This window comes from Azospirillum mesophilum, assembly GCF_053470405.2.
Genome location: NZ_JBPXMQ020000001.1, coordinates 407,680 through 425,855, shown reverse-complemented (window position 1 = coordinate 425,855; position 18,176 = coordinate 407,680). Strand labels below are relative to the sequence as shown.

Here is an 18,176-nt window from a genome sequence, read left to right as displayed (position 1 = left end):
TGATTAATGCGCGCAACACGGAATCGGCAAGACGTTCGCGTTGACCAGGGCGCGACGAATTGACTGCCCTCCTCCACCTTTCGGATCCTCGGCGCAACGCTTTGATATCAAAGTATGAGGATAGCACGTTCCCACGCCGGAAAAAGAGAATTCCCGGTTTCCGGTGGGGCTAATGGCGTTGGATATGGTTAAAGGACGCGCGTCGCAGGCACCGGAACGGGCGACCCGTCCCGTTCCGGCCCGGCGGCTTCCGACAATCCTGTCCGGTCTACAGGCCGGTGTCCTGGGGCAGGTTGAGCCGTTCCAGGACGCGCTTGCGCGCCTGCCCGCGCTCCACGTCGGAGACGTGCAGCAGGCCGCCGATGCGGCGCAGCAGGTTGGCTTCCAGGTCGTTCAGGTCGCCGTCCGCGTAGGCGACCTCCCACAGCATCTCGATGATCCACAGCCGCTTGTCGGGCGGGCAATGGTCGTTGATGACGCTGATGTAGCGGTAGTAGGGCGAGGCCCCTTCCGTATCGAACACGGCGGAGGACAGCAGGTCCTGCGCCTCTTCCTCGGTCAGGTTGAAGTGGCGGCGCGTGACGTCGAGGATGCGTTCGCGCTCCGGCGCGGTAATGGTGTTGTCGGTGCGCGCCGCCTCGACCAGAAGCGCCGCCGCGGCCGCCTGGAGCGTGTTGCGGTCGGCGGCGCCAGGGTCGGTTTCGTGGAACAGAGCCCTGATCCGGTTCAGCATCGGTCCTCCGCGAATCCTTCCAATTTCACAGGAAGATGGACCGCGGAGAACGGAAGGCCAGACCTGGGCGGGAGCGCCCCGGATTAGCGCCCCTGATTAGCGCCCCCGGATCAGCGCTTGGCGGGGGTGCGCTTCGGGCGCTTCATCACCAGCGTCGTCCACTCCCCGACCGGGATGCGGGAGACGAGGTGCAGGCCCTGGGTGCGGTGGGCCTGGATGACGTGGCGTTCCTGCCGGTTCAGCAGGCCGGCCAGGACCGTGTACCCGCCCGGCTGCAGGTGGCGGCGGAGCTGCGGCGCCATGCGGGCCAGCGGACGGGCCAGGATGTTGGCGGTGATCAGGCCGTAGGGCTTGTGCTTGCCCACGATGGGGGTGTGGTAGCCGTCGCCGCCCTGAGAGCGGATGCGGGACTTCACGCCGTTGATGGCGGCGTTGACGCGGGTGACGCGCACCGCCTCCGGGTCAATGTCCACGGCGGTGACGGGGATGCCCCAGCGCTTGGCGACGGCCAGCGCCAGGATGCCGGAGCCGCAGCCCATGTCGAGCGCCCCGCCCCGGCCGCTGCGCGGCAGCCGCAGGCGGCGGGCCAGACGGTCGAGCGCCTGCAGGCACCCGTTGGTGGACCCATGCTCCCCCGTGCCGAAGGCGGTCGCGGCGTCGACCAGCAGCGGGATGCTGCCAGCCGGCACGACGCCCTCGTGGTGCGAGCCGTGCACGAAGAAGCGCCCGGCCTGGATCGGCGGGAAGCCCTGGTAGCTGTGCGACACCCAGTCGATGCTGGGCAGTTCCTCGACGATCAGCTTCGGCTCGGGGATGTCCACCGCCTGGGCCAGCACGGCGACGCGGGCGTTCAGCCGCGCCTCGTCCGGCTGCCCGTAGAGGGTGGCCTCGACCAGCCAGGCCCCGCCCTCCTCCAGCTCGAACGTCGAAACCGCGTCGGCTTGATCACCCACCGCCTCGGCGAAGGCGGGAGCGTGGGCCTCGGGAACGACAAGGGCGATGCGCCAGAGCTTGGTGCGGGACATGAGGGGCGGCTTTCCGGGAAAATCGTCGCTACGGCCCCGGTTTTACCACTTGGTCATCAAGACACAAAGTTTTTCACAGGCGTCCGCCTGGTGGGTTTTTTTACAAGGCGCTCACCGGCCCGACAGGCGGTCGGCGATGTCGTGCATGCCCTGCTCGCGCAGGATGGTCTGGCGGTGCCGGACAAGGCGGCGGGCGAGCGCCTTTTCGGACTCCAGGCCGCCGATCACCCGGCCCTGCCCGTCCTTCAGCCGGGTGGAAAGCTGGTCCACCAGCAGGGCCTCCGCCTTGCGGTCGCGGCGGTCGAGGGGCTGGTTGCCGTCCAGCGACCGGCGGATGCGCTCCACCAGCACGGCCTGGCAGCCGGGCGCGCGGCCGTGCACGATCAGGTCGCCGATGCGGGTGAACATCGGGTGGACCGGCTGGGCGTCCGGGGTGGGATCGCGGCCGAGCAGATGGTCGGCCATCACGCACAGCCCCATGGCGAGGTTCGGCTGGTCCCCCAGCAGGTCCTTCACCACATCGACCGAGCCCAGCACGTCCGCCATCACCCCGTCGATCAGCAGGAAATGGCGGGGCTCCGAATCCTCGTGAAGCAGGTCGAGCAAGCTGTCCAGCTTGCCCATCAGCGAGTTCCGGTTGGCGAGGTGCAGCACAAGCTGGCCCAGGAAGACCGCGTCGTGCCCGTCCTCCCCCACCGCCGCGTCGATGGCGCGGCTGGAGGCGGGGAGATCCCTGGGGTCGAAGTCCGGCAGGCGCTTGCGCTCGGCGTGGAAATCGCGGGCGCGGGCCGCGACCACGTCGGCAAGGGCGCGCAGTTCCTTCACCCGCGCCGGAACCGGCGTGCCGTGGACGTCGGCGTGGTGGCGCGCCACGGCGTGGATGGCGGCACCCAGCAGCGTGCCCTGGTCCTCCAGCTTTCGGATGTAGCTCCAGGAATGCAGAAGCTCGGTCGGGGAGATCTGGAACTTGTCGAGAAAATGGCGCAGCAGGCGCCCCATCACCACGCGCGCCTCGAAGCCGTACAGGTCATCGGGAGCTTGACAGAAGGGCGCCCCCTCCGCCGTGCCGCCGAGGAGGAGCGGCTTTTCCTTCACCACCGGAACCGACTTCTGGAAGATGATGCGTTCCAGAACGACGCCCGCCAAGGACCGGAATTTGGTGATCTTCACCTCCTCCGCCCCGCCGGTGGTCATCTGGACGCGCGCGCTGGACATCGCGGCGCCCTCCTCCTGGAAGGAGCCCTCGATCACCCAGCGCCCCTCGCGGCGGACCTGGACTTCGAAGCGGGTGCTGGTGGTACCGAACACGGGTTGGGCTTCCGGCGGATTTTTGCAACTTTGAAACTGGAATTTACGTGTTGGCAACCTCTTTCGCTGTGACGGCCGTCACAGAAGGCCTCACCCCGCCTTGTCCGCCGGGACCACGAAGCTGTCCATGACCTTCTTCACGCCCGCGTGGTCGAAGTCGATCTCCAGCTTGTCCTGCTCCACCGCCGTGACGGTGCCGTAGCCGAACTTCTGGTGGAACACCCGCGCCCCCTTGGGGAAGGGCGCGTTGGGGCGCGGGCGCTGCTCGACATGGTAGGCGCCGCCGTCCAGCGTGATGGTGCGCGGGGCCGGGGGCTGCTGGCGCGAGGCGTTGCGGAAGGCCGAATAGGCCGGCGAGTCGCGGAAGCTCCCGGCCCCACCGCCTCCACCGGCGTAAAGGCCGCTCGCCGCTTCCGCCTCCACATCGTCGGAGGGAAGCTCGTCCACGAAGCGGGAGGGGATGGCGCTGACCCAGTTGCCGTAAAGCCGCCGATTGGCCGCATGGCTGATGTAGGCGCGCTTGCGGGCGCGGGTCAGCCCGACGTAGGCGAGGCGCCGCTCCTCCTCCAGCCCGGCGATGCCGGTCTCGTCCAGCGCGCGCTGGTTGGGGAACACGCCCTCCTCCCAGCCGGGCAGGAAGACCATGTCGAACTCCAGCCCCTTGGCGCCGTGCAGCGTCATCACCGTGACCTGCTCGATGCCCGACGCCTCGGCGTTCTCCATCACCAGCGCGACATGCTCCAGGAAGCCGGAGAAGTTCTCGAACTCCGCCATGGCGGTGATCAGTTCCTTCAGGTTCTCCAGCCGGCCGGGCGCCTCGGGCGTCTTGTCCTCCTGCCACATGCGGGTGTAGCCGGACTCGTCCAGGATCATGCGCGCCAGATCGGTGTGCGGCATGGTCGCCATCAGCGTGCGCCAGCGGAAGAAGTCCTGGAGCAGCGTGCGGACGGTGCCGCGCACCTTCGGTTTCAGCTCGTCGGTTTCGGTCAGTGCCCAGCCGCCCTCGGTCAGCGAGACGCCGCGCGTGCGCGCCGCCTGATAGAGGCATTGCAGCGCCGCCGGCCCGATGCCGCGCTTGGGCACGTTGATGATGCGCTCGAAGGCGAGGTCGTCGTCGGGCGAGTGCACGACGCGGAAATAGGCCATGGCGTCGCGGATTTCCTGCCGCTCGTAGAAGCGCGGGCCGCCGATCACGCGGTAGGGAAGGCCCAGCGTGATGAAGCGCTCTTCGAACTCGCGGGTCTGGAAGCCGGCGCGGACCAGCACGGCGATCTGGGAGAGCGGCACGCCCTGGCGCTGCAACGCCTCGATCTCGTCGCCGATCCAGCGGGCCTCCTCCTCGCCGTCCCAGACGCCGCGCACGCGGATCGGCTCGCCGCCGTCGGCCTGCGTCCACAGCGTCTTGCCCAGCCGCCCCTTGTTGTTGGCGATCAGGCCGGAGGCGGCGGCCAGGATGTGCCCGGTGGAACGGTAGTTCTGCTCCAGCTTGATGACCTTGGCGCCGGGGAAGTCGGCCTCGAAGCGCAGGATGTTGCCGATCTCCGCGCCGCGCCAGGCGTAGATCGACTGATCCTCGTCGCCCACGCAGCAGATGTTCTTGTGCGCCTGGGAGAGGATGCGCAGCCACAGATATTGCGCGACGTTGGTGTCCTGGTATTCGTCCACCAGCACGTACTTGAACTTGCGATGGTATTCGGCCAGGACGTCCGGGTGCTTCTGAAAGATCTCGATGTTGTGCAGCAGAAGATCGCCGAAGTCGCAGGCGTTCAGCGTGCGCAGCCGGTCCTGGTACTGGCGGTAGATCGACACCACGCGCCCGCCGGCCACGTCGCCGCCATCGGCCTCGCCCAGCCGGTCCGGGGTCAGGCCGCGGTCCTTCCAGCGCTCGATCACGCCCAGCACCTGACGGGCCGGCCACTTCTTCGAATCGACGTTCTCCGCCTCCAGAAGCTGCTTGATCAGGCGGATCTGGTCGTCGGTGTCGAGGATGGTGAAGTTGGACTTCAGCCCCACCAGCTCCGCATGGCGACGCAGGATGCGCGCGGCCAGCGCGTGGAAGGTGCCGAGCCACCAGCCCTCCGGCTCGATCCCCACCAGATGGGCGACGCGCTCCCGCATCTCGCGGGCGGCCTTGTTGGTGAAGGTCACCGCCAGGATTTGGAAAGCCGCCGCGCGCCGCGTCATCAGCAGATGCGCCAGCCGCGTCGTCAGCACCCGCGTCTTGCCCGTGCCGGCGCCGGCCAGCACCAGCACCGGGCCGTCCAGAGCCTCCACCGCCTCCCTCTGGACCGGGTTCAGGCCGTCGAGATAGGCGAAGCGCTGCATCGGCGTGGGGGCCGGAGCGGACGCGTGGCTCAGCGGGTCGTCATAGGCGTAGGGATCGGACATTCAGCACCAATTTCCGGGCAACACCAGTTTCCAGGCAACACCAGTTTCCAGGGGCGGTCCCGTATATAGCACGCGCGAGGCGGCATCGAACCCCTTCCCTTGATGAAGGGCAGCCAAAACCGGCCAAATGGCCGAGCATAGGCGCGCGGAGAAATGGCCTGTGCCCTCTTCACCAAAGTCACATGTCTCGGTACCCGTCCTAGACCAGCCGAAAGAAGTCCCGTCGAGAATCGTTCCCGATGATCCGTCATCATCACCAATATTTCACAGGCACCCCGACAAGATATTCTCAGCGGTTATTCCACAATCAGCATGAGGCGACCAACCGACGTGCGTTTTGTCTTATTTTGGCTTAGGGCATATGTCCATTGCTGGGCAGAACTTCTCCTTTGGAGAAATTTTCGATCCCGCAAATCTGGGGTAAGGTACCGTCAAATCGTGGCACCCCGGAGCCGAACGGGCAAAGGTCCGAAGCAGCGGCCTTCCCCAAACCGGGGGTCCACGGAGGAGCCTAACGCGCAACCGACTTGAACCGAACAGAAGGCGGGTAGAGACAATGGATCCCGTGAACGTTTTCCTCATCGATGCGAACAAGCTCTTCCGCGAAGGCATGAAGCGGCTGTTCGAGAGCACGCCGTTCAAGGTGATGGGCGAGGCCGGCAGCCTGCGCGATGGCGTTCCGGCGGTGGAAACGGCCAGCACCCGCCCCGATCTGATCCTGATCGACCTCGCCAGCGGCGGTGACGAGGAGGTGGACCTGATGCGTGGGGTGCGGGCCGAGCATCCGGAGATCCGCATCGTCATCCTGACCTCCGACCTGTGCACCCGCCGCCTGTCGGGCGCGCTGGGCGCGGGGGCCGACGGCTATCTGATGAAGGACATCGCGCCGGAAGCGCTGATGCAGTCGCTGAAGCTGGTGATGATGGGCGAGAAGGTGTTCCCGACCCATCTGGCCGAGCTGCTGGTCAACGGCCGCACCGAGGAGATGGCTACCGAGGTCCCGGCCCGCCGCAAGGGCCTGTCCCAGCGCGAAATCCAGATCCTGCGCTGCCTGCTGAACGGCAACTCCAACAAGATGATCGCCAACCACCTCCACATCACGGAGGCGACGGTGAAGGTCCATCTGAAGAGCCTGCTGCGCAAGATCAACGCCTCCAACCGCACCCAGGCGGCCATCTGGGCGCTGAACAACGGCATCGGCGACCAGCCGGCCGAAGCCGCGGGCGTCGGCGCCAGCGTGGTGTAAACCGCGCCTTTCCGACACCGGCATCCAGGACGCCGGCCGCGCCATCCCGCGACCGGCGTCCTGCTTTTTTGTGCGCCGCACCCATAGGAGTGGAGCCATAAGACCAAAGGCGCTCTTCCCCCTATGGCGGGCTCGTCTAAGCTGTTCGAGACGTTCCGAAATGTTTCGATTGTGCGGCGCAGCGACGATGAACACCATTCCCGACACCCAGGCGAAACCCGCTCTGACCGTTCTGCTGGCCGACGACCATCTGCTTTTCCGGGATGGTCTGCGCCGCCTGCTGGCGCAGTCGAACGAGAACATGACGTTCTTCGAGGCGTGTTCCTTCGACGAGGTCCGGCGGCTGTGCGACAGCGGCACGGATTTCGACCTGATCCTTCTCGACCTCAGCATGCCCGGCTGGACCGGGTTCGAAGCGCTGGGGGATATTCATCAGCGGCTTCCCCGCGCGCTGCTGGTCGTGGTGTCGGCGTCGGAGAAGCACGGCGACGTGCTGGCCGCGGTGGAGAACGGGGCCGTCGGCTTCATCCCGAAGTCGAGCAGCGCCAAGGTTCTGCTGGGCGCCCTGCATCTGGTGCTGGCCGGCGGGGTCTATCTGCCGGAACAGGCCATCCGGGGCGACCGCATTCTGGACCCGTCCCCGGCGGGATTCGCCGCGGCGGGCACAGGCGAGGACGCGCTGGGGCATCTCGGCGGCGGCGATCAGCTGACGCCCCGCCAGCGCGACGTGCTGACCCGCCTGCGCGACGGCAAGTCGAACAAGCAGATCGCCCACGAGCTGGGCCTGACCGAGGGCACGGTGAAGGTGCACGTCACCGCCATCCTGCGCCAACTCGGCGTGCGCAACCGGACGCAGGCGGCGATTACGGCGAACGGGCTGTAGAGGAAGGGTTCCTGCCCCCTCCCCAACCCTCCCCCGCCTTTGGCGGTGGAGGGGGCTTCAGGCAAAGCGGCGGCAGTCCCCTCCACCGCGCGAGCGGGGGAGGGTTAGGGAGGGGGCACCGCGCGTATTCGTTTACGCCCCGCCCCGCTCCACCGAGGCCACCAGGGCGGCCAGCGCGCCGCGCACGGCGGATTCGTGCTTGGTGGGCAGGACGTGCTCGCCGGCCACGGTCACCACGGTCAGGGTGCGGCAGCCGGTCAGCGCCTGTTCCAGGAAGGGCGTGCCGAGGAATCCCGCCGGCTCCTCCTTGCCCTGCACCAGCGTCACCGGCACGCGGATGGTGCCGAGCGTCGGCCCCATGGCCTGAAGTTCGGCCGCCGTGCTGCGGATGGCGGGGGCCAGGAGGCGGGCGGCGATGCGGCGCAAGACGTTCGGCCGGGCGGGCTCCGCCACGGTCGGGTCGATCAGCAGCAGACCACCGACCAATTCCGGAAAGTCGAGGGCGGCGCGCAAGGCGACCGGCACGCCGGTGCCGCAGCCGACCAGAAGCGGCTTGCGCGCCCGGCGCACGGCCAGCAGCGGTCGCAAACCCGATCCCGAAACGGACGAGCCGGCATCGGGCCGTGGGTCGCGGGGTTCGGGGCGGGCGACGGCCACCCACTCCTGCCCCGCGGGCACGGAGCGCAGAAGACGGCCCCAGGCCCTTGCCTCACTGGAATTGGCGTGGACGATGACGATGCGGCGCCCCGCCGGATCGCCCGCCAAGGCGCAGCCGGCCCCCGCGTCGCGTCCTGCGGAACGCCCGGTGCCGTCGCCCGCCGTCATGATGCCGAGGGTGTCACGTGCGTGCCCCTCGGCGCTGCTGTGAATGGTCAATGCCTCGCCCCCGGTTGGCTTCCTCCTGGCGAGGCTCACCCCCGCCTTTGTGCCAAGCGTAACGAAGGGGCGTCAGGCTGTCCCGTACCATAAAAAGGCCCGAAAGGGCGCTAACGGTGGTCGTGGACCTTACGAAAAGATGCTTAAAATGTCGTTAATGGCCGGACCGGGCACCCCCGGGGGAGTGCTCAATGCACCGTCCCACCGCCATCCGGCAGGGCCGCCGCCTGAGCCGCGTCGCGCCGTTCGGAGGGGCGGTGCAGCTCCTGCATCAGGATCCGCCATTCCGGCGAGCCGCCGAGCTGCTGGAGAAGCTGGCTCGCGAAGGCGAAGACGGCCAGTTCCAGCGGTTCGTTGTCGTCGGCGTGGGCGTTCACGGTCAGGCAGGATTCCGCCGCGCTGACGAAGATGGCCCCGGCGATGGCGACCCCCGGCCCTGGCGGGGGCAAGGGCACCGGATCGGGCTCGTGCCCGGTCGTGCGCAGGGACGACAGGTTCTCCACCAGCAGGCGCGTGCGGATCGCCGTGTCGATGGCCGTCGCCATGGTGTAGCCGGCCTCGTCCTCCGCCGCGGAGCGCAGCAGGCGCAGGCCGGCGATGATGCCGTGCGCGACGTCGGCGGCGGACGCCCGCTTGGCCGCCGCGGTCACGGCGGTGCCGAGGATGGCGCTGATCACGGGCGCCATGCTGGCGGATTCGCCGCCCATGGCCACGGCATCCGTGGACTCGGCGTGGTTCTGGACCTCGTTCATGCGGCCTCCAATCCGGTGGAACCCTGGATGGCGTGCAGCGCGGACCCCGATTCTTGTCGAACTCGCATTTTTCTCGAAGGCCCTACAATCAATCCATCTGTGGTGCCTGGGCCGGGGCTTCAAGCCACCCTTTCGACGCGCCACTTTCCGCGACCCGGCCTCTGTGACGGACCGGCCAGCATCCCCACATCTGCGGGCGGCCCCACATCTGCGGGCAGAAAGAGGACCGTCCTATGCCCTTGATCAGTCTGTTGCTCAACATCCTGTGGGTGGTGACCGGCGGCATCTGGATGGCCGCGGGATGGCTCCTCGCGGCCATGCTGATGGTCGTCACCATCGTCGGCATCCCGTGGGCGCGGTCGGCGCTCACGATCGCCTGGTACACGCTGTTGCCATTTGGACAAACCGCCGTCCGCCGGGATGAGTTCCGCGGGCGCGAGGATATCGGCACCGGCCTGCTCGGCACGCTGGGCAACGTCGTGTGGTTCGTGCTGGCCGGCTGGTGGCTGGCGCTGGGCCATCTGGTGATCGCGGTGCCCCTGGCCCTGTCCATCATCGGCCTGCCCTTCGCCTGGGCGCACCTGAAGCTGGCGGCGCTCGCCCTGTGGCCGGTCGGCACGCAGATCGTCACGACCGAAGAGGCCGAGGTCCGGCGGCGGCTGGCGATGGGAGGCCGGGCCTAAACCCGCGCCTTCATCGCCTTCAGCATGATCGACGCGCGCCAAAAGCCGAGTTCCGAGCCGTCGACGAAATGAACGTGGCGGTCGGCGGCGAAGTCGCCGACGAGGCAGGTCACCGTCGTCGCATGCGCCCGCGCGGTGCCGTAGCGGATCAGCCCGGCTTCGGCATAGTCGCGCAGCAGCGCATCGATGGCGGCGGCCTCCTCCTCCGTCACGTCCAGGACGAAGCGGGGGCCGCCGGCCGACTTGCGGAAGTCGGACCGCTCCGCCAGGGCGCGGCGGTAGTGGGCGGGGTCGAACCCCGGCAGCCGTAACCGCAGCGTCAGGGCCGTGCTGAGCACCGCCGATTTCGCCAGGGCCGAGATAAGGCAGGCGGTCCGCCGGCCGCGCGGCCGGGCGCGCGCTTCCAGCCGCAGGGACCGCCAGGAGGGCGGCCAGTTTGCCGTCAGCCGTTCCCCCATGCCCAGCGGAGCGGCGGCCGAGGTCGGCACGATGCGCTCGATCGCCGCCTGCACGCGGGCCAGCGTCGCCATCCCCTCCGCCCCGCCGGCCACGGGATCCACGATGACGCAGAGGATTACCCCGCGCCGCGTGGTCACGGGGTTCCAGCGGCAGGACACGCCCTCCAGCCCCGGCAGATGCCCCGCCCGGGGCTCGAGCCGCCAACGCGGGTCGGTTTTCACCCAAGAATCGGCGGCGGCGACCCCGCTGCCGAGGAAGAGGCCGAAGGCGTTGCCGTTGCCGAAGTCGTGCAGCGCCACCAGCACCTCCAGCCCCTCTTCCAACAGCGCCCGGACCGGAACCAGCCCGACGCGGAGCGGCACGCCCATGTCCTTGTCAGCCCAGTGGGCGAGCGCGCTCAGCGATTCCGCGGCGGCGGCCTCCCGGCCGGGCGGCACGGCGGCGATGGCCCCGTCGCCGCCGAACTGGCAGGCGGCGGGCTCCGGACCTTCCCGCACCGCTTCCGACAGCACGGCGACCACGGCGGCGGCCACGAAGTTCACGTCGCGGTGCCGCCCCTCGGAAGCGAGCCGCGTGCTCGCCACCACGTCGGCGACCGCCAGCGTCCAGTCCGCGTCCAGCGCAGCGTAGCGGTCGGGATCCGTCGCCTCGGCAGCGAAGTCATGGATGGACGGCAAGCGCATGGCGTTGCTCCGGCCATGAGGGGGGCGCATACCCATCCGGCACTGTACGCCGCAACGCCGTCGCTGCGGTGCGCAAAAAACGCCGCTCCCCCGGCCGAGAGGCGGCGTTTGTAAGCGGGACAGCCTACATTATCACTTCGGTCAGGCTGTCCATCATGTCCTTTTCGCGTTCGAGGACCATCAGTTCCTCGCCCATCATGTCGCGCATGGACACGACGCCGACCACATGGCCCTGCTGCAGGACGGGCAGGTGCCGCAGCCCGTTGCCGGCCATCCGGCGCAGCGCCTCGGCCACGCTGGTGTCCACGTCCACGGTGATCGGGCACGGCGTCATCACCATCGACAGCGGCGTGCCGTCGGGGTCGAGACCATCGGCGACGACCCGGTCGGTCAGGTCGCGTTCGGTGAAGATGCCCTCGATCTCCTCGTCCACCGGCGCGGTCACGACGATGGAGGCGACATGCGCGGCCTTCATCCGGCGCGCGGCCTCGCGGACCGTCGCGCCCGACGGAAGGCTGACGACACGGCGCTGGCTCAGAAGCTCTCCGACATTGCGATGCATCATGGCTGCCCTCCTCCAACAGTCGAGATCGGAATGGTCCTGCTTTGGGAACGTTGAACGCAACCCCTTGCCTTGCTTGTCTTTTTGCAACCGCGCAATGGTTTGCTGCAATTGCGAAGAAGCGGCGCGTTTCTAGTCTTGTCGTGCGCAGAAGCTTGAAAGTAGAGAAAGCGTAATCACTTTCGCTATCACAGACGAGCATTGCGGGGGAAAATTTTCGGCATGGTTGCCATGCCTTGGCAACATGCGACAAATCCGCCCATCAGTGGACGCCAAGGCAAGGCTTGGCACGGGAAATCGCGCCTGCATCAGGAACGCCGGAGCCATTAACCATTGCTAAAGAAAATTATCCGAAAACTCCCGGGATTTCGGTTTCAGGTAACGGGTTTGTTTGGAAAGGGCGGGCTCCGCCATGTCGTGGCTGTCGAAAATAAGCGGACGTGGCAAGAGCGGCGCCGCCACCAAGGTTCCTCCCAAGGAACGTCCCGCCAATCCGCCTCTCGTTCGCATCGACCGCCACGAGTATACGCCGGAAGAATTCGCGCTCGGGTCGTTCCGACTGCGCCCCTACGACGGGGACCTGATCGCCAAGCAGCAGTTCGATTTCCGGATGTATTTCGAACTGGACAACGAACCCGTCGAGTTCGCCTGCCGTGGCGTCGTCGTGAAGATGGACGAGCAGGTGGGCCTCGTCGCCCGCTACCAGTCGCCGCAGCCTTTCTACGAGCGCAAGCTGATCGATTATCTGCGGCTCTGGAAGGGGCTGTAAGGACAGGCATTCCGTAGGTTCGCGCCGTAGGTTGGGTTAAGCCGCAGGCGCAACCCAACAACACGGCGAAGGCGGACATGTTGGGTTGCGCTGCGCTTAACCCAACCTACGACTCCACAAAGAAAAAGGCCCGCCGTCCTGCGACGGCGGGCCTTTTCGTTGCGACTCCGCTCAGGCCACGGCAAGAGCAGCCTGTTCCAGGACTTCCTGCGTGTGCAGGGCGATCATCTGCTCCTCGTCAGTCGGGATGACGTAGACGGGGATGCGGCTGTCCGGGGTGGAGATCAGCGGCTTGTTCGCCTCGTTGGCCGCCGCGTCGATGGACAGGCCGAGCCAGGCCAGCTTCTCGCCCACCCGCGCCCGCACGGGGGCGGAGCGCTCGCCGATGCCGGCGGTGAAGACCAGCGCGTCGATGCCGCCCATGGAGGAGGCCAGCGCGCCCGTTTCCTTGGCGATGCGGAAGCAGAACAGCTCCACCGCCTCCGCCGCGTTCGGATCCGTGCTCTCCAGCAGGGCGCGCATGTCGTTGGACACGCCCGACACGCCAAGCAGGCCCGACTTGTTGTAGAGCAGCTTCTCGATGGCGCCGGCGTCCATGCCTTTCTGGCGCATCAGGTAGATCAGCACGCCGGGGTCGATGTTGCCGCAGCGGGTGCCCATCGGCAGGCCGTCGAGCGCGGTGAAGCCCATGGTGCTGTCGATGCTGCGCCCGGCGTGGATCGCGCACATGCTGGCGCCGCTGCCCAGATGGGCGACGACGGCCCGGCCACCGGCCAGCGACGGCGCCAGTTCCGGCAGGCGACGCGCGATGTATTCGTACGACAGGCCGTGGAAGCCGTAGCGACGCACGCCCTCGTCCGTCAGTTCGCGCGGGATGGCGAACATCTGCGACTGCCAGGGCTGGCCCCGGTGGAAGGCGGTGTCGAAGCAGGCGACCTGCGGCAGCTCCGGATGCGCCTCGCCCAGCGCGCGGATGGCGGCCAGGTTGTGAGGCTGGTGCAGCGGCGCCAGGGGCACGAAGCCCTCCAGCTCCGCCATCACCTCCGGCGTCAGCAGCACGGGGGCGGCGTAGCGGGTGCCACCGTGCACGACGCGGTGACCGGCGGCCACCAGCTTCGCACCCTCCAGATGCTCCTCGATCCAGTCGAGCAGGAAGCGCAGCAGGGCCGTGCGGTCGGACGGCTCCCCGGCGGTCCAGGCGCGTTCGGCGAGAAGGCGCTTGTTGGTGTCCTTGGCCTCGAACTTCGGCTCGGTGCCGATGCCGGAGATCTGGCCGTTGATCGCCACCGCCACCGACTCCCTGCCCGTTTCCCGGAAGACCGAGAACTTCAGGCTGGAGGAGCCGGCGTTGATGACGAGGATGGCGTTGCCCTTGCTCATCCCTAGATCCTCTTCGCTTTGCCGTTACTCGGCGGCCGTGGCGGCGCCACGGCGGCGGGCGGCGGCGGACAGCACGGCGACGGCGCAGCTCGCCAGACGGGTGCGGACGTTGTCGGCGCGGCTGGTCAGGATGATCGGAACCCGCGCGCCCAGCACGATGCCGGCGGCGTCGGAATTCGCCAGGAACGACAGCTGCTTGGCCAGCATGTTGCCGGCCTCCAGGTCCGGGACCAGCAGGATGTCGGCCTTTCCGGCGACGTCGGACGTGATGCCCTTGGTCTTGGCGGCTTCCGCGCTGATGGCGTTGTCGAAGGCCAGCGGGCCGTCGAGGATGCCGCCCTTGATCTGGCCGCGGTCGGCCATCTTGCAGAGCGCGGCGGCCTCAAGGGTCGAGGCGATCTTCGGGTTCACCGTCTCCACCGCCGACAGGATGGCGACGCGCGGCGTCTCCACACCCAGCACCTTGGCGAGGTCGATGGCGTTCTGGACGATGTCGACCTTGTCTTCCAGCGTCGGATAGATGTTGATCGCGGCGTCGGTGATCAGCAGCGTGCGCGGGTAGGTCGGCACGTTCATCACGAAGACGTGGCTGAGCCGACGGCCGGTGCGCAGGCCGGTTTCCTTGCGGACGACCTCGGCCATCAGTTCGTCGGTGTGCAGGCTGCCCTTCATCACCGCCTCGCACTCGCCGACGCGGGCGAGCCGGACGCCGGTCTCGGCGGAGGCGTGGGAGTGCGGCACGTCCACGATGCGGTAGCGGCCGATGTCCAGCCCGTGGCTCTCGGCGACCTGCTGGATCTTGGACGCCGGGCCGATCAGCACCGGGTCGATCAGGCCGGCCTCGGCCGCTTCGACCGCGCCCTTCAGCGAGCTTTCGTCGCAGGGATGGACGACGGCGGTCGGGACGGGGGGCAGAGCCTCCGCCTTGCGCAGCAGGTCGTCATGGCCGTCGTGGCGGATCACCTGCACCTGCGGCAGCTCGTGGGCGGCGCGGCGGACCTTCTTGGTCGGCGCGATCACCTCGGCGAGGCCGGAGACGACCTCCTTGCCGTCCTGGTTGCGGGCGGTGCAGTCGAAGACGACGATGTTCTTCTCGTCGTGCTTTTCCTTGGCGGTGACCGTCACCGTGATGACGTCGCCAAGCCCGACCGGGCGCTTGAAGCGCAGATCCTGGCCCAGATAGATCGTGCCCGGACCCGGCAGCAGCGTGCCCAGCACGGCCGAGATCAGCGAGCCCGACCACATGCCGTGGCCGATCACCTTGTGGAACAGGCTGTCCGCCGCGTATTCCTCGTCCAGGTGCGCGGGATTGATGTCGCCCGAGACGGTGGCGAACAGCTCGATGTCCGACTGGGTCAGCCGCCGCGACAGGCTCGCCTGCTGGCCGATCTGGATCTCTTCGAAGGTGACGTTCTCGATCATGGCGGCTGCGCCGTTCTTGCCCAGGTCGTTGGTGTCGGTGGCGGTGTCCATAGAGAAGCTCCTAAACGGATAACGGCTGGGATCCCTCGATCCTTGACCGAATCCTCCCGGCCGACGGCGTTCCGAAACGGCCGTGGCCTGACATTCTTGGGTCCCCCTCGCCGCCCCCGGAATGGGGCCGGCACGAGGGACCGGTGGGGCGCCTTGGATAACGCGGCTCCGTGAAACGGTTATGACAGACTGGGACAATTTATCCGGGTTGTTGCGGTGCAATATTGTCGCACCCCCGTCGCCCCGCCGTCGGCACCCCGACCGTCTCCGGCACCGGCGAACTTCGCCCATCGGCGGAAGTCTCGCCTGGACTTGGTGATACAGCAGACCAAGTCCTCGTCGAATGACCTAAATCAAGGCCGATGTAAGACCACGGCATGTTTACTTTTCAGTAAGAATCTCATACTGCGACCGAATTGTGCAAAAGCAGGCCTGTCCGGGGACGGAAACTTGCCGGGAACTGGGCAGACGAGCGGCGATTCGGGCGCTCGGCTCCGCTGCGGCGCACATCTGGGCTTGCGGCAGCGCACACGCAGAATGCGCGCGACGTCCTCCGCGCTCTCAAGGAGCGGGAGCGGCCGTGTGTGGCAATGTTGGGATTTTGATCACACCGGCGCGACGGCCGGGGAAGGTTCGGCGTCCTCCGGCACGGGGCGGTGCCGGTCTCCGATCAGGGGGACGGCGATGGAAAAGACCGTTCCCTTGCCGACTCGGGACCGCACCTCCACCCGGTGGCCGAGGATCTGTGCCGTGCGCCGGACGATGGACAGGCCGAGCCCCAGCCCGCCGCCGCTGTCGCGTTGGTCGGTGCCGCAGCGGTAGAAGTCCTCGAAGATGCGCTGCTGGTGGTCCGGCGCGATGCCGGGGCCGGTGTCCCACACCTCGATCAGCAGCCGGTCGCCCCGGTGCCGGCAGCCCAGCAGGATGCGCCCGCTGCCGGTGTAGCGCAGGGCGTTGACCAGCAGGTTGCGCACCATGCGTTCCAGCAGCACCGGGTCGCTGCGGACGAAGGCGGAGGACGGGACCGCGCGCAGCGTCAGCCCCTTGCCGGCGGCCTGCTCCGCGAATTCGCGGGCCAGCCGGTCGGTGATGTCCCGGACGGGCAGGACGACCGGGCGCGGCTTCACATTGCCGGCCTCCAGGGCGGAGGTGTCGAGCAGCGTGTTCAGCAGCGTGTTTCCGGCGGCCAGCGCCTCGCCCAGCTTGTGGGCGACCTCCCGCTGCTTGGGGTCGGTCAGCTTGGCCGTCAGAATGTGGTGGAACAGGCTCATCGCCTGGAAGGGCTGGCGCAGGTCGTGACTGGCCGCGGCGAGGAAGCGCGTCTTCGCCTGGTTGGCGCGTTCCGCGTCCGCGTGCGCCTCGGCCAGCGCCTGGCGGATCTGCACGCCTTCGGTGATGTCGATCCCCGCGCAGATCACGCCGGACACGAGGCCCGCGTCATCGCGCAGCGGTTCCACGATCAGGTCGAAGACCTGCACGCGGCCGCCGAACGTCAAGTGCACCTCTTCCCGCGCGCCGATGCCGGTTTCCAGCACGGAGCGCTTCACCGACTCCAGAAAGGCAGCGTCCTCCGGCGCGTGGAGTTCGGCGTCGTCGCGGCCGATGTAGGTTTCCGCCGGGCGGCCGGTCTGCGGGTTGTACATCCAGATGTAGCGCAGGTTGCGGTCCTGGCTGAAGACCGAGACCCGCGAATGGCGCAACGCCAGCCGGAACCGCTCCTCGCTTTCGCGCAGCGCGCGGGCCATGGCGGCGCGGGCGCGCGCTTCGGTCTGGAGCAGGCGCTTGGCCTGCGCCTCGCGCCGGGTGTAGCCGGCCAGCCCCACGGTCAGCAGCAGCCCCATGGCGAGCACCATCCAGGCCGGGAAGTCGGACCGGGCGAACAGCGGGGACGGCGGCACCGCCATCACCAGTTCCCAGCGCCGCCCGCCGATGCTCAGGTCGTGGCGGAAGGCGGACGCGCCACCGAATTCAGCCTCGGTCGACGGCGGCAGGCTCGCCGGGAGTCCACCGCCGGCGTGCAGCGCGGCCAGCACGCGGCCACCATCGGGCGCCGAACGGTCCAGCAGGTAGACGTCGCCCCGGATGGGATCCACCCGGTCGTACACCTCGTCCAGCAGCCGGTCGATGCTGAAGACGGAGCCCATGTAGCCCGCGAGATCCGCGCAACGGCGGCTGGGATCCACCGCATCGGCGACGTGACGATAGACCGGCAGATACAGGATGAAGCTGCGCCCCGTGTCTTCGCGCCCCAGCGGGGCCACCGCCTCCGTCGCGACCGTCTCTCCGGTCGCGCAGGCGTGCTCCAGCAGCGGCGTCCGGCCAGCCAGCGAGGCGATCTCCAGACCGGCGCCGAAGAGCCCGTTGTCCAGGGGGCCGATCCGCTCCGGCTCCATCATGGTGATGACAAACAGGTCGTCGCCGGGTGGCTGATTGGTGGGCGGCGTCCCGGTTGCGTTGCGGACGGTGAAGCCCGGCTGGCCCGCGGCCCGCATCTCCGCCTCCAGCGCGGGCACGTCGCGGACGCCGACGCGGCGCGCCCAAGCCACCGCCTCCAGGCTGGGGAACAGGGGCAGCATCGGGCGGATCGCCGTCGCGAAACCGTCGCGGGTGACCGGAACCGGCCCGGAAAAGGCCGCGCGCAGCGCGCGGAGCAGCAGGGCCTGGCTGTCGATCCGCTCCTTCAGCGCGTCGCGGAGCTGGATGGACTGCCGTTCGACCAAGGCGTGGTCAGCCTCCCGGCTGGCGCTGTGCATCTGGACGAACGCGCCGGCGGACAGCAGCAGACCGGCGGCAATCAGCACCGGTACGGCCAGAGTTCCCCGTCCCCTGCGTTGTCCAGACCACATGCCACTGTTCCTGCCGGAATCGATACGGGCAGCAAATTATAACGATTCACGCGAAAATTCGAAAACGGAAAAGACCTATGACCATCCGAAAGGGTAGAAGCAATCCAAAA

15 protein-coding genes are annotated in these 18,176 nt (G+C 68.1%); 4 read left to right on the top strand and 11 right to left on the bottom strand.

The genetic code is table 11. From position 1 onward, the window contains the following. Positions 1-268: 268 nt before the first annotated feature. The 4 genes from ACSVC7_RS02055 to ACSVC7_RS02040 form a co-directional block, all read right to left on the bottom strand. The gene (locus tag ACSVC7_RS02055; RefSeq protein WP_448204175.1) at positions 269-733 is read right to left on the bottom strand and encodes a tellurite resistance TerB family protein; all 465 of its coding nucleotides are present in this window, start codon (positions 731-733) and stop codon (positions 269-271) included. A 110-nt stretch (positions 734-843) separates the two neighbouring features. Then, on the bottom strand, positions 844-1,758 hold the full coding sequence (locus tag ACSVC7_RS02050) for a 50S ribosomal protein L11 methyltransferase (RefSeq protein WP_448204174.1): 915 nt from the start codon (positions 1,756-1,758) through the stop codon (positions 844-846). Positions 1,759-1,869: 111 nt separating this feature from the next. Beyond that, positions 1,870-3,066, bottom strand: a complete 1,197-nt coding sequence (locus tag ACSVC7_RS02045; RefSeq protein WP_448204173.1) for a hypothetical protein — start codon at positions 3,064-3,066, stop codon at positions 1,870-1,872. A 90-nt stretch (positions 3,067-3,156) separates the two neighbouring features. After that, on the bottom strand, positions 3,157-5,454 hold the full coding sequence (locus ACSVC7_RS02040; protein ID WP_448204172.1) for an ATP-dependent helicase: 2,298 nt from the start codon (positions 5,452-5,454) through the stop codon (positions 3,157-3,159). 556 nt (positions 5,455-6,010) lie between these two features. Here ACSVC7_RS02040 and ACSVC7_RS02035 point away from each other — a divergent pair. Continuing rightward, complete coding sequence (locus tag ACSVC7_RS02035) at positions 6,011-6,700, top strand: LuxR C-terminal-related transcriptional regulator (RefSeq protein WP_448204171.1); 690 nt, start codon at positions 6,011-6,013, stop codon at positions 6,698-6,700. A 223-nt stretch (positions 6,701-6,923) separates the two neighbouring features. Continuing rightward, on the top strand, positions 6,924-7,583 hold the full coding sequence (locus tag ACSVC7_RS02030; RefSeq protein ID WP_448204190.1) for a LuxR C-terminal-related transcriptional regulator: 660 nt from the start codon (positions 6,924-6,926) through the stop codon (positions 7,581-7,583). A gap of 132 nt (positions 7,584-7,715) precedes the next feature. On the opposite strand, the gene ACSVC7_RS02025 is transcribed toward ACSVC7_RS02030, so the two are convergent. Continuing rightward, positions 7,716-8,459: an alpha/beta fold hydrolase gene (locus ACSVC7_RS02025; protein WP_448204170.1), complete on the bottom strand. Its 744-nt coding sequence runs from the start codon at positions 8,457-8,459 to the stop codon at positions 7,716-7,718. Positions 8,460-8,647: 188 nt separating this feature from the next. After that, a complete protein-coding gene (locus ACSVC7_RS02020; protein ID WP_448204169.1) occupies positions 8,648-9,211 on the bottom strand; it encodes a hypothetical protein in 564 nt (187 codons plus the stop codon). Positions 9,212-9,444: 233 nt separating this feature from the next. Between ACSVC7_RS02020 and ACSVC7_RS02015 the strand changes: the two genes are divergently transcribed. Continuing rightward, on the top strand, positions 9,445-9,894 hold the full coding sequence (locus ACSVC7_RS02015; protein ID WP_448204168.1) for a YccF domain-containing protein: 450 nt from the start codon (positions 9,445-9,447) through the stop codon (positions 9,892-9,894). Here ACSVC7_RS02015 and ACSVC7_RS02010 read toward each other — a convergent pair. Both ACSVC7_RS02010 and ACSVC7_RS02005 read right to left on the bottom strand, forming a co-directional pair. Next, positions 9,891-11,036 (bottom strand): DUF3095 family protein, encoded by a 1,146-nt coding sequence (locus tag ACSVC7_RS02010; RefSeq protein ID WP_448204167.1) that lies wholly within the window; start codon positions 11,034-11,036, stop codon positions 9,891-9,893. The two genes, ACSVC7_RS02015 and ACSVC7_RS02010, sit on opposite strands and share 4 nt — an antisense overlap. Positions 11,037-11,160: 124 nt before the next feature. Continuing rightward, the gene (locus tag ACSVC7_RS02005; RefSeq protein ID WP_448204166.1) at positions 11,161-11,601 is read right to left on the bottom strand and encodes a CBS domain-containing protein; all 441 of its coding nucleotides are present in this window, start codon (positions 11,599-11,601) and stop codon (positions 11,161-11,163) included. A 409-nt stretch (positions 11,602-12,010) separates the two neighbouring features. Between ACSVC7_RS02005 and ACSVC7_RS02000 the strand changes: the two genes are divergently transcribed. After that, the gene (locus ACSVC7_RS02000) at positions 12,011-12,367 is read left to right on the top strand and encodes a hypothetical protein (protein ID WP_448204165.1); all 357 of its coding nucleotides are present in this window, start codon (positions 12,011-12,013) and stop codon (positions 12,365-12,367) included. 171 nt (positions 12,368-12,538) lie between these two features. Here ACSVC7_RS02000 and ACSVC7_RS01995 read toward each other — a convergent pair whose 3' ends face one another. The 3 genes from ACSVC7_RS01995 to ACSVC7_RS01985 all read right to left on the bottom strand — a co-directional run bounded on the left by ACSVC7_RS01995 (position 12,539) and on the right by ACSVC7_RS01985 (position 18,066). Further along, positions 12,539-13,747: an acetate/propionate family kinase gene (locus ACSVC7_RS01995; RefSeq protein WP_448204164.1), complete on the bottom strand. Its 1,209-nt coding sequence runs from the start codon at positions 13,745-13,747 to the stop codon at positions 12,539-12,541. A gap of 24 nt (positions 13,748-13,771) precedes the next feature. Beyond that, positions 13,772-15,169 carry a bifunctional enoyl-CoA hydratase/phosphate acetyltransferase gene (locus ACSVC7_RS01990; RefSeq protein WP_448204189.1) on the bottom strand — a complete coding sequence of 466 codons (1,398 nt, stop codon included), beginning with the start codon at positions 15,167-15,169 and terminating at the stop codon, positions 13,772-13,774. A gap of 656 nt (positions 15,170-15,825) precedes the next feature. After that, positions 15,826-18,066, bottom strand: a complete 2,241-nt coding sequence (locus ACSVC7_RS01985; protein WP_448204163.1) for a sensor histidine kinase — start codon at positions 18,064-18,066, stop codon at positions 15,826-15,828. Between the last annotated feature and the right edge of the window lie 110 nt (positions 18,067-18,176).

Coding starts and splice junctions, on each gene's coding strand:
- ACSVC7_RS02055 (WP_448204175.1), bottom strand. CDS start 733: ATGCTGAACCGGATCAGGGCTCTGTTCCACGAAACCGACCCTGGCGCC.
- ACSVC7_RS02050 (WP_448204174.1), bottom strand. CDS start 1,758: ATGTCCCGCACCAAGCTCTGGCGCATCGCCCTTGTCGTTCCCGAGGCC.
- ACSVC7_RS02015 (WP_448204168.1), top strand. CDS start 9,445: ATGCCCTTGATCAGTCTGTTGCTCAACATCCTGTGGGTGGTGACCGGC.
- ACSVC7_RS02035 (WP_448204171.1), top strand. CDS start 6,011: ATGGATCCCGTGAACGTTTTCCTCATCGATGCGAACAAGCTCTTCCGC.
- ACSVC7_RS01995 (WP_448204164.1), bottom strand. CDS start 13,747: ATGAGCAAGGGCAACGCCATCCTCGTCATCAACGCCGGCTCCTCCAGC.
- ACSVC7_RS02000 (WP_448204165.1), top strand. CDS start 12,011: ATGTCGTGGCTGTCGAAAATAAGCGGACGTGGCAAGAGCGGCGCCGCC.
- ACSVC7_RS02020 (WP_448204169.1), bottom strand. CDS start 9,211: ATGAACGAGGTCCAGAACCACGCCGAGTCCACGGATGCCGTGGCCATG.
- ACSVC7_RS02005 (WP_448204166.1), bottom strand. CDS start 11,601: ATGATGCATCGCAATGTCGGAGAGCTTCTGAGCCAGCGCCGTGTCGTC.
- ACSVC7_RS01985 (WP_448204163.1), bottom strand. CDS start 18,066: ATGTGGTCTGGACAACGCAGGGGACGGGGAACTCTGGCCGTACCGGTG.
- ACSVC7_RS01990 (WP_448204189.1), bottom strand. CDS start 15,169: ATGATCGAGAACGTCACCTTCGAAGAGATCCAGATCGGCCAGCAGGCG.
- ACSVC7_RS02010 (WP_448204167.1), bottom strand. CDS start 11,036: ATGCGCTTGCCGTCCATCCATGACTTCGCTGCCGAGGCGACGGATCCC.
- ACSVC7_RS02040 (WP_448204172.1), bottom strand. CDS start 5,454: ATGTCCGATCCCTACGCCTATGACGACCCGCTGAGCCACGCGTCCGCT.